General features: G+C 56.2%; 10 protein-coding genes. 2 read left to right on the top strand and 8 right to left on the bottom strand.

Going from position 1 to position 10,861, the window contains the following annotated elements; all coding sequences use genetic code 11:
- Window positions 1-555, top strand: a 555-nt coding sequence (locus tag ACI9KD_RS15785; protein WP_414982132.1) for a DUF4124 domain-containing protein, incomplete at its 5' end; no start/stop codon positions are given.
- 12 nt (window positions 556-567) lie between these two features.
- Here ACI9KD_RS15785 and ACI9KD_RS15780 read toward each other — a convergent pair.
- Window positions 568-2,499: a DUF3604 domain-containing protein gene (locus ACI9KD_RS15780; RefSeq protein WP_414982131.1), complete on the bottom strand. Its 1,932-nt coding sequence runs from the start codon at window positions 2,497-2,499 to the stop codon at window positions 568-570.
- An 84-nt stretch (window positions 2,500-2,583) separates the two neighbouring features.
- Complete coding sequence (locus tag ACI9KD_RS15775; RefSeq protein WP_414982130.1) at window positions 2,584-3,579, bottom strand: HupE/UreJ family protein; 996 nt, start codon at window positions 3,577-3,579, stop codon at window positions 2,584-2,586.
- Window positions 3,580-3,738: 159 nt separating this feature from the next.
- Here ACI9KD_RS15775 and ACI9KD_RS15770 point away from each other — a divergent pair, with 159 nt between their 5' ends.
- Window positions 3,739-6,996, top strand: coding sequence for a VPS10 domain-containing protein (locus ACI9KD_RS15770; RefSeq protein WP_414982129.1), 3,258 nt, complete (start codon window positions 3,739-3,741; stop codon window positions 6,994-6,996).
- A 16-nt stretch (window positions 6,997-7,012) separates the two neighbouring features.
- Here the strand turns inward: ACI9KD_RS15770 and ACI9KD_RS15765 are convergent, their stop codons facing one another.
- From ACI9KD_RS15765 to ACI9KD_RS15740, 6 genes are all read right to left on the bottom strand, one after another.
- Complete coding sequence (locus tag ACI9KD_RS15765) at window positions 7,013-7,618, bottom strand: phosphoribosyltransferase (RefSeq protein WP_414982128.1); 606 nt, start codon at window positions 7,616-7,618, stop codon at window positions 7,013-7,015.
- A gap of 22 nt (window positions 7,619-7,640) precedes the next feature.
- Window positions 7,641-8,018 carry a hypothetical protein gene (locus ACI9KD_RS15760; protein ID WP_414982127.1) on the bottom strand — a complete coding sequence of 126 codons (378 nt, stop codon included), beginning with the start codon at window positions 8,016-8,018 and terminating at the stop codon, window positions 7,641-7,643.
- Window positions 8,019-8,059: 41 nt separating this feature from the next.
- Window positions 8,060-8,653 carry a methylamine dehydrogenase light chain gene (locus ACI9KD_RS15755; RefSeq protein WP_414982126.1) on the bottom strand — a complete coding sequence of 198 codons (594 nt, stop codon included), beginning with the start codon at window positions 8,651-8,653 and terminating at the stop codon, window positions 8,060-8,062.
- Complete coding sequence (locus tag ACI9KD_RS15750) at window positions 8,650-9,261, bottom strand: thiol-disulfide isomerase (RefSeq protein ID WP_414982125.1); 612 nt, start codon at window positions 9,259-9,261, stop codon at window positions 8,650-8,652. Before ACI9KD_RS15750 ends, ACI9KD_RS15755 begins: the two co-directional genes overlap by 4 nt.
- The gene (locus tag ACI9KD_RS15745) at window positions 9,251-9,787 is read right to left on the bottom strand and encodes a MauE/DoxX family redox-associated membrane protein (protein ID WP_414982124.1); all 537 of its coding nucleotides are present in this window, start codon (window positions 9,785-9,787) and stop codon (window positions 9,251-9,253) included. The genes ACI9KD_RS15750 and ACI9KD_RS15745 overlap by 11 nt, the downstream gene beginning before the upstream one ends.
- A 3-nt stretch (window positions 9,788-9,790) precedes the next feature.
- Window positions 9,791-10,861 (bottom strand): amine dehydrogenase large subunit (locus ACI9KD_RS15740; RefSeq protein WP_414982123.1); only part of this gene is annotated, 1,071 nt, incomplete at its 5' end.

Here is a 10,861-nt window from a genome sequence, read left to right as displayed (position 1 = left end):
ATAGCACGCGATGCTGCTTGGATTGGCGTGAGCCTAGCCTATACTCCAAGTATGAAAAGAATGCTGTTCTTTGCTCTTTTACTGTCTCCTTCGCTGTTGGCACAGACCGTCTACAAAACAGTCGAGGGTGGTGTCACCACCTATAGTGATAGTCCTCCAGACACAGGGACCGCCGAGGTTTTGATCATTGACGTGGCGCCGATCGCAGAGGATGCCTTGCTGGAAGAGCGTCTTGCCGCAATGCGTGACACAACCGATCGCATGGCCGCGGATCGCCGTGAGCGTGAGAAGCGCCGGGCTGAACTTAGAGAAATTCAGCAGACAGCTGCTGCGCCAGCTCTTGATACAGAGCCTGCGAGCAGCACAATCACGACGAACTGGGAGAGCGATTACCTGCCCCGGTACGTTCGTCCGATTCGGCCACGTCCACCGATTCGCCCTGGTCTACCCGGCCGGCCTCAGCCATTGCCTCAGATAGAAAGTGTTCCTGGCTGGTCCGTATTGGAGCCAGGCAATTCGCAGCTCATGCGCCCCGTGGTGTCATCGAGACGGTAGTAGCTTTAAGCCTCAGTCACCCCGCTGTGGGGTGTACCAGATAGGCGAACTGTAGGCGCGCTCCTGAGTGATCAGAGTGACACCTTCGGGCGCTTCCACACCAAAACGTATCGCGTCGTAAGCCGTCCAGCGCGGTGTCGGTATTTCCAATACCCGCAGGTAATAAAATGCGGCTTCGGACGCCTCAAAGTCAGGGTCACTCCACACGGTGACAAGTTCTGAAGCCCCAATGCTATTGCTCCAGGTTGGTACGCTCAGGTCCACGGTACTGCCGACAGCGGGCAAATTACCCGCAGCGTCCGTCTCGCGATCATCTGACCATGCGACATTGTAGATCTGCTCTTTGGCTTCGCCATCTGCTGTTACCCAGCCCTTGACCAACTGAACGCGATCCAGGTTCGCGCCCCTGGGGTCGCGCAGTGCAGAGATCAGAAAGCGCGGTGCTTCTGATTGTGCTGAGGGTAATTCGCTCCCCATGGGAACACCTAGCGCGTAGCCTCTTCTGGCCAGATCTGGACTGCCAGCGTCGCTGGTCTCAAAGGACCAACCACCGAAGAACCGCAGAGCAATCCGCGGTCCGGTGGTGGCATAGGTTTCTCGACGCTCCATGGCATCAAAAATGGCGGATCGCGAGTTCTCCTCTGCCCAGACGGCGGTTACTCCCGCGGCGTTATACATCCAGCCGGTGAAACCGTCGATGCCCAGATCGGGGTTCGACTTGCCGGCATGCGTGGTCCGTTCGGCAGAGGGTTCTACCGTGGTGAACTTGGAAAAGAAGTTATCTTCACTAATTGTGGATAAGCCCGTGTGGGTATCCGTCGCGCCCTGAAAGCCAAACTGGTAGGGGTTTACGCCCAGAGTCTGTTGTAATTGCAGGCCCCGCAGTAGTCCCGAGCGGGCATACTCGCCCGGCAGCATCGCGGGGGTCTTAGCCTCAGAAACATCCAGATTACCAAAGTCCCAAGTCTCAAAGTCAGCAAACTCGTCATCAGGAGAGAGCAGCGGATGGGCTTCGCCATCGCCTTTGAGCTGTGTGACTTCGTAAATACGCTCCCAGGTCATCCGGCTTTTTGCGTAGGCGGCATCCAGCTCTTTGCCATTGTCAAAATCGTCCCGCAGCGGAAACATCATACCGTTGGACAGATTGCCATTGTGCGGAATTGCCGTTACGTCACCGCCGGTCTGTTCCTCGTAGGCGGCCATCCAGGACCAGAGGTCCTCAGGGTTTTTGCTACCGACGGGCGGTGTGGTGGTAAAGGGCACGACCTCTAGGGCTTTGTCGGCGTTGTCCCGAAAAATCACGTTGCGATGCAGATTGTTGCCCTTCACCAAAGACGTCCACTCATAGGCAATAAACGTGGTGAAACGTCCCGGGTCATTGAATTCCTCTGCCGCTGCTACCAAGCGCTCCCAAACCTGTCTATAGGCGGGCACTCCTGGCTGGTAAACCAGCGCCTTGGATGTCTTGCCTTGTGAAAAATCGGCGATCAGACGGAACATGGCATCAGAGGCCTGCTGACCACCGGCGTTGAAATCTTCGTGGTAGCGCTTGCCCTTGGGGTCAGCCATAACATTGGGTGTGCCCTCGAGCAGATCGCTAATCAGGCCCATGCCATCGGAGTGGTCGGTGATCATGAAAAAATCGTAGGGCCTGCGTAGTTTTACGGGCTGACCGGTGTTGGAGAGCACCTGTTCACCCCGGGCGAAGCGATAGGCATCCTCAGGCATGAGTCGCGTACCTGATCCTCCGGCATCGGCAGACAGGCCCGTGTGCACATGCGTATCGCCAAAGTAGACCTGCCGATCTGGCGCCACGTCTACGTTTGGAGAGTAAGACGTTGGTACATCGGCTGCGTTTGCCAGCGGGCTTAGGGGCAGTGCAGCGGCGTGAATTAACAACAGCGAAAACAGTATTGGTGATGGTTTGAGTACTGAACTCAACATAGTGACGCTCCTTTGCTCGGCGCTTGCGTGTCTAAGCTGACGCTCCGCAGCTATTATTATTTGTCGCGAGTTACCTTGGGGCTGCTAAATGAAAGCGGCCACGCGTTCAATTGTCCAAAACGCCGCGACACTCCCGATAGCATAGCTCACGGTGCGTTTGACGATGGATGATGAGAGCGGAAGAAAACGTTTTGACAAAGCGGCTACCCCGACGACTCCGGCAACGAACAGCAGCTGTCCTGCTTCGACGCCCACGTTAAACATCAATAGCGCCACCGGGATTGCGGTCTCTGGTAGCCCGACTTCCTCGAGAGCGCCAGCAAAGCCCAGGCCATGCAAGAGGCCGAAACCAAAAGCGACTATCCAGGGTGATCGTGCTGTGATGGACGAACGTCCCTGCTGCTCGTGAATAACTTCTGCCGCCACGAACACGATAGACAGCGCAATCACGGCTTCCACCGGAGGCCCTGGCAGGCTGACCCAGCCAAGCGTGGCGCATACCAGAGTGATTGAATGCGCAACGGTAAACGCGGTGATGGTCAGGATGAGTCGCCGAACGTTACCTACGAGCAACAGCAGGGCAAGGACAAAGAGCAAATGATCTATGCCACCGAGTATGTGCTCCACACCCAATACCAGATAGGCGGCGGCGACCTCGCCAGGCCCGGGAGAGGCGGTGACGGTGAATACTGGCTGTGATGGCTGCAAGCGCTCGAGCTGCGTTGTGCCATCAAGGCGTTCTACGCGCACAATCACGTCGGTCGCGCCGCCGAGGATGCCGTTTATGCTGACTTGTTGATCGATGAGGCCGCCGGTGGCGACTATGTCGAAGCGCTCTTCCCAGGCATTATCTAAAAAAGCGCTACGCGGCTCGCCCAAGGTTCGGGTGTTCGAGGGAAACTCCACCCGAGCCGCGAGTCGCCGGTTGTCTGGTAGTGCCGGCACGCGCCAGAGAACGCTGTAGCGCTCACTATCGAGTTGGGAGAGCTCAAGATACGCCGGCCGAAAAATATCTGCGCTGGCACTCTGCGTCAAAATCAGCAGTAGAACGGCGAGCAGCTGAGCTGGAATTGTAGTCATCGTGTGCTGTTGCTGTTGCTGTGGCTGCCGCTAGAGGCCTAGAGTTTACCGGCTTGGCGACTTGCCGTCAGCCCAAGGGCTTGTTCGGTAGCAAAGGAAGACGCCGGCGTTGGGCTTTGTTAACCTTGCCGACCGAATTCGGAGAAGAGAAATTCCGGTATGAAACGAATCCTAACTACCTTGTTGACTATATGCTTGACAGGCGCCGTTGTTGCTGCCGAGCAAGATGGCACGCCCGCACCCTATCAAGGACTTGATTGGCGAAACATCGGCCCCGGATTCATGTCTGGCAGGATCGGCGACATTGCGAGACACCCGAGTGATTCCAGTACCTGGTACGTGGGTGTGGCCTCTGGCGGCGTTTGGAAGACCACTACCGCGGGTGTAACGTTTACGCCGGTTTTTGACGAGCAAACGTCCTACTCCATTGGTGCTTTGGCGATTGATCCGAGCAATCCGCACACGGTTTGGGTAGGCACGGGCGAGAACAATGGCGGTCGCCATATTGGCTTTGGCGACGGCATTTATCGTTCAGATGATGACGGGGAAAACTGGATCAATATGGGTCTGGTTGACTCTCAGCATATTTCTACAATTGTTGTGCACCCCGAAGATTCCAATACCGTTTGGGTTGCCGTTCAGGGTCCGCTGTGGACCAAAGGCGGCGAGCGCGGTTTGTACATGACTACAGATGGTGGCCAGACCTGGGAGAAGACCCTAGGCGGCGGCGAGTGGACCGGTGTCACTGATGTAGTGATTGATTCCCGCGACCCCGATGTGTTGTATGCCGCCACTTGGCAGCATCAGCGTACCGTTGCAGCCTATATGGGAGGCGGGCCCGAGAGCGGCCTGCATCGTTCATTAGATGGCGGTCGAAGCTGGACCAAGCTGACCGAAGGTCTTCCCAAAGGCAATATGGGCAAGATTGGTCTGGCTATTTCCTTGCATGATCCGGATGTAGTCTATGCGGCGATTGAGCTGGATCGACGCACCGGCGGCGTATGGCGTTCTGATGATCGTGGTGCGAGTTGGGTGAAAGGTGCCGACGCAGTGAGCGGTGGTACGGGTCCACATTACTATCAAGAACTCACGGCGAGCATGCACAAGCATGATCGTTTGTATTTAGTAGGCCCGACCGTGCTTAAGTCTGAAGACGGGGGCAAAACATTTGAGCCCATGCCGCACCCCAACCAGCACGGTGACATGCACGCCATTGTGTTCGATCCTGAGGATGCGGATTACATCATGATGGGTACCGATGGTGGTGTGTACGAGAGCTTTGATCTCGGTGGCACTTGGCGCTACATGAGCAATCTCCCGGTGACCCAGTATTACAAGCTGGCACTGGATGACACTGAGCCCTTTTACAACATCTTCGGCGGTACCCAGGACAACAACACCCAGGGCGGTCCCTCGCGCACGGACACCGTGAACGGTATTCGCAACGCCGATTGGGAGGTAGTACTGGGTGGTGACGGGCACCAGCCTGCGACTGAGCCGGGCAATCCCGACATCATGTATGCGGAATCGCAGCAGGGGCATCTCAATCGCGTTGATATGACCACCGGTGAGTCGGTGTTTATTCAGCCTCAGCCGGCCCCGGGCGATCCGCCGGAGCGCTTTAACTGGGATTCGCCGATTCTGGTCAGTCCGCATGAACCGACGCGGCTATATTTTGCGTCGCAGCGTGTGTGGCGTTCAGATAGCCGAGGTGATGAATGGACCGCCATTTCTGGTGATCTAACTCGCAATCAGAACCGCATGTTGCTGCCGCTTATGGAGCAAACCTGGAGCTGGGATGCGCCCTGGGACATGTTCGCCATGTCTGACTACAACACTATAACCTCGCTGGCCGAGTCGCCTCTTGAAGAAGGTCTTCTGTATGCAGCGACTGATGATGGCCTGATTCAAGTATCTGAGAATGGTGGCGATGACTGGCGACGTCTCGAGGTGGGTTCTTTGCCGGGCGTGCCCAAGACCGCGTTCGTTAACGATATTCGAGCTGATCTCCATGATGCCGATACCGTGTATGTGGCGCTGGATAACCACAAGTACGGTGATTTTAAGCCCTACCTTTTGGTGAGCCGTAACCGCGGCCGCAGCTGGAAAAGCATCACCGACGGGATTCCAGATCGACACCTTGTTTGGCGACTCGTACAGGACCATGAGCGCGCGGACCTGATGTTTGTGGGCACGGAGTTTGGTGTTTTCATGACTCTCAATGCTGGTAAGAGCTGGGAGAAATTTAGTGCTGGCATGCCGACAATTTCGATTCGTGATATTCAGATCCAACGCCGAGAGAACGACTTGGTAGCAGCCAGCTTTGGCCGGGGCTTCTTTGTAATGGATGACTACTCCGCGCTTCGGGAAGTCACCGCTGATGCTCTCGATGAGGAAGCAGCACTTTTCGAAACCCGGGATGCGCACTGGTATTTTCCACGCAAGGTATTGGGGGCGCGAAAGCGTGGCTCACAAGGCGATGAGCTCTATGTCGCAGAGAACCCTCCCTTTGGAGCCGTGCTGACCTACCACTTATCCGAAGGCTTCCCCACCTTGGAGAAGCAGCGTCAGGACGCTGAGAAAGCGCGTCTTGACGCCGGCGAGCAGGTCAAATTTGCGGGCTGGGATGCGGTGGAATCTGAGCGACGCGAAGCAGCGCCGGCCCTGAAAATGGTGATCCGCGATGCCAGCGGAGAAGTTATCCGCCGCCTCGATGTCCCGGCAGAGAAGGGCTTCCATCGTGTTGCCTGGGATCTTCGTCATCCCTATTACGGCTCGGTAGAAACACCACCGAACTGGCAGGGCCTGCCTCCCACCGGGTTTATGGTGATCCCGGGTACCTACAGTGCTGAGCTTGTGTTGCTTAAAGACGGCCAAAGTCGTGTATTGGATGAGCCTGTGAGCTTTGACGTGAAGCGCATGTACGAGCCTGCTCTTGCGGGTGCGGACATGGACGAAGTGGATGCGTTTTGGAAGGCGTTTTCAACGCTTTCGGCACAAGTGAGCGCGGCACGCTATACCCTGGATGATGCCATGGAGTCCGTGGCAACCATGCAGCAGATGCTGGCAGTCACTGCGGCAGCGCCGGGTGAGCTCGATGAGAAGCTCCATAGTCTCCATGAAGAGCTGTATGAGCTGGACGAGGCGCTGAACGGCAACAAGTCTGTGGCCGAGATCGGCAACTACGAGGTGCACCGCGTGACCAGCTGGTTGAGCCATGCGTCACGAGGTGTATCCAACTCCAGCTATGGTCCGACCCCGGCTCATCGCCAGAGCCTTGGCTATGCCGCTGAGGTTTTTGCACCGCTTCGAGCTCGACTTAGTGAAGTGATTGCTTCGGATATTCCTGCATTGCGCAAAGATCTGCAGGCCGCGGGTGCACCCTGGGGTGCCGGCCAGCCTATTTCTGCCAACTAGCAATGCTTGTATGAATTCAGCCGCCGGATTGGCGGCTGCTTTTTAAGATAGCGGTGAGCCAGGGCTTGTGCGCGGCGATTTCTGCTTCGCTCAGGCCCGTTATTTCATAGGGCAACACCAGCCAGTCGTCCGTTTCGTGCAGGTAGTAATCTGGCACGCGTCCCGTACGATTTTTCGCGGGTTTGTAATAAGGCACCGCGATACGCACATCGCTGGGCATATTGCGTTTGCTCTTTGATTCCAGACGCTGAATCACAGCCTCTACGTTTTGCCCACTACTAAAAACGTCGTCTACGATGAGTAAAGCATCGTCTCTGTTGATAGTTTCATAAAGATATTGAAGCCCATGCACACGAATGTTCTCGGGGGTCTCCACGTCCTTTAGATAGCTCTGCATGCCGCGATAAGAGGTGCGGATGGCGATGTGGTCGGTCTTTACGCCCAAGTATTGCAGGCACTCCTGAACATAAATGCCTACGGTAGAGCCTCCGCGCCATATGCCCACAATAAAGTCCGGGCGAAAGTCACTTTCGTAGACCGCCACAGCGAGCCGATAGGCATCCTGGAGTAAAGACTCTTCTTCCACGAAGATTTTTTTTATTACTGGTGAGTCGTCGGTCATTTTTCTTGTGTCTCGGTCTTCGCTAAGGGGTCTCTGCCTGCTCTTTGAGCAGCGCTTGTCGTGCTCGCAAGGGGTCGTATAGCGGCTGTCCCCGAGTACGAGAAATCTCTTCACCGCTAAAAGGCGGGATATTACTGTCTGGCGGATAAAACACGTCGAACATCCAATTATAAATGTCCGCTAGCTTCTCATCGGGTAGTGGAGCCTGCGATGCGCCAGGCACACGTGTGAGATAAGAGCGTCCCTCGGGCGTTTGCGCCAGCCAGTCCAGGTCATGGCGCAGGTCGGGTACCTCGGGCAGCGTACCCTCACCATTTTCAAGGTGACAGCCGCCACAGTGTAGTAGGTAGTTGGACTGAGGGTCCGCGAAGGCTGTGCCCAGGCACAGCTGTACTATCAATAGTGCGAAACTAAGAAGCCTTAGGCGCAACGTGCCGCCGCTCAGCCCGCGTCCGCTTTACCAACAACCCGAGCAAGGGTGCAGTGATAGGCGTGGCTGTTGGAACCAAAGCACCAGAGAATGCTGTTGGATTTGGACGGGAAATACACGGGACGATCGCCCTCAGAGCGATGGCAGCCGCAGCGACCGCAGGCAGACTTTCCGCAACAATCGTTGTAGGAAATCAGGTAGTCCTGACCATCCAGCGGATTGTGGCAAGTGCCTACCCAGGCAACGCTGGCCGTTTCTGAGCCCGGCGGACATTGGGTCATACTGCCGCCACAGCAGCTACAGATTTGACCGCTAAACGCACAGTAGCGCCAGTAATCGCAGCTTTGGTTGTCGCCCATTTCATGCAGTTCATCGGACGCGGACATGGCACTAGACCCGCCGTCACTCGCATTCCGAGCGAGTGCGCTGGCGTCTTCCCGAGCCATGGGTAGGAGCGGGAATGCGCCCATACCGGTGACAACCGCACCTACTTTCCCCAAGAAGGACCGGCGGGAGCTGCGCCCCGCAAAAAAGCGCACAGCGCCCGTGGTCGCCGCGTCGATGTCACTGAGTAGTTGTTTCAGCATCGCATTGTTTGTACTCATGATGCTTGCTCCAGTTGCTGCTCTTTCACGAGATAATCTTGCAATGAATCGTAGCCACTGAGCATGGATTCAACCAGGCTTTCCAAATGCTCCCGGCTATTCACCAGACCGCGTGAACGCAATACGCCGTCGCTATCGATGAGTGCCGCGTAAGGCAGCTTGCTTGCCGCAAACTTAAGCCCAAGCTCGGATGACAGTAAATAGGGATAGTCCGCAATATCCATCTTGCTGACGTATTCAATGTGCTTATCGATCTCGCCGCCATCACTGGCAAACAACAGGCGCAGCTTTTCAGCTCGCGCCATGGAGCGTGCAACGGGTACCAGTTCTTTGCAGATGGGGCAATTGGGCGAGACAAAAAGAATCAGCAGCGGCGATGCGCTGGGGCCGCCAATCTGAACCGGGGTGCCATTAATATCCTGCAACGAGAGCTTAGGTGCAGGGGTGCCAACGTCTGGGCCTACAGAGGTATTCATGAGCGCACCGGCTGGGGCCAGGCGCGTATGGAGAACCCCAATCTGGCGTGCGAGTGCCAGGACAAGGACCACGAGCAAGGTGACTGCGACGCAGAGTACGAGGACAACGACTGACAGCGATTCAATGGACATGAGAATTCCAGCCCTGCTGGGCCGCCTGATTTTGTAGAAGTTGACCGATGCACAGATAACAGAGCACCAGAAGAAGGGTCATCATGATCATCGCGATTGCGTCCGCAGCATGCAGTGAGCGTGTCGTGACGGGTAGCGTGAGCAAAGCGGCGCCGACTACCAGAACGCTGTTGCGAAGGACCAACCAATAGCTCAGCGGTTGTGGCGTACCGCCGCAGCCACAGTCAATGTTGCGGCGTCCACGCAGGAGATTCACAAGTACTGCAAACGCGTACATGGCAAGCAGCAGGGCTGCGGTAAAACCTGCTGCGCCACGGCTTGCGGGTATGAGCAGTAGTACTCCCACTGCAAGCTCCATCCAGGGTAGTGAGGCGGCGAAACTGCTATTGAGGCGCTTGGGCAGTAACTCATAGGCCTCAAGCTGCGCGGCGAAGCGTCGTGACTCTGCGCGCTTGTGTTGGCTAGCGCTGACAAAGAGCAGGAACAGCGACAGGGCAATTGTCAGTTGCAGCAGCGGATCGATCACGAGCTACTCCAACCTTTGCACGAGATTGGCTTTGATCTCCGGCATGGTCCGCAGGAGCCGGCTGCTCACTCCATCGTGAATCAGTAATTCGCCGCCCTTAGCCGGCGCAATGATCAACAAGGGCTCTTCGTCGGCGGTAAGCTCAACGGAAACGCCTTTGGTCTCTTCGTCAAGTTCCAACACATAAGCCCTGCGTTGGGTTTTTGTGCTGAATGCCCAAACTTGCGTGCCCGGGTCTTCAAAGGTTTCCTGGCCACCGCCCTCGTGCATGAGGGTAACCAAAAGATTGGCTTCGGCATTGTAGGCAAAAGCCTGTCGGCCACTGATGCGCCAGTTATCGTCCGGGTCGATAGGAACGCCATTGATATCCGCTGCGTCTTCCTCATCGGCAGGATTGATTGACCAGGGCTCGCTTACGTTCACGGCGCCATCTTTGACGGCCACTTCGTAAACATGGCCCTCCAGGGACATAAACATCCAGCCTTCGGGCGTCGGCACGGCGTAATCAAATACGGGGTCATCGGTGACGCTAAAGAAAACCTCGCTGCGTAAGCGATCGACTTCTTCTCCGACACTGTCGAGGCGCACGTACTGCACACGGCCATCGCCACAGGCCATGATGAAGCCTGCATCGACTGGGTAGACACCGGCGCAGCCGGGGGTGGAGATTTCACCGACAAAACGCTCATCCGCCGTATCCACAACACTCACGGACATCGCTGGTGTGATGTTCCACACGCCGATAAATCGGTCTTCAATCAGACCAATCATTCCGCTGTGTCCGATACCTGCGGACTTGGGAGGAATTTCGATTTCTTTTATCGGCAATGCAGAGTCCAGGTCGAAGATCAGAACAACGTCGGTTCTGTCACCGTAAAAGGTTCGCGTATAAAAACTGCCGTAAGAATAGATGCGTCCAGCGGCAAGATGCGGTTCCAATGCCGGCGAAAACATTGACAGGGTCAGCGTGCCCTGAACAGTGCCTTCATCGCCGTCTATAAGATAGGCGATTTCACTGCCGCGTACAGAAAACCAGTGATCGTTAGGCACACCCAGCGATAGAGAGTCCCCAAT

The sequence above is a fragment of the Congregibacter sp. genome, assembly GCF_047617445.1.
In the GTDB taxonomy this organism is placed as follows: Bacteria; Pseudomonadota; Gammaproteobacteria; order Pseudomonadales; family Halieaceae; genus Congregibacter.
This window is presented reverse-complemented; position numbering and strand designations above follow the sequence as displayed.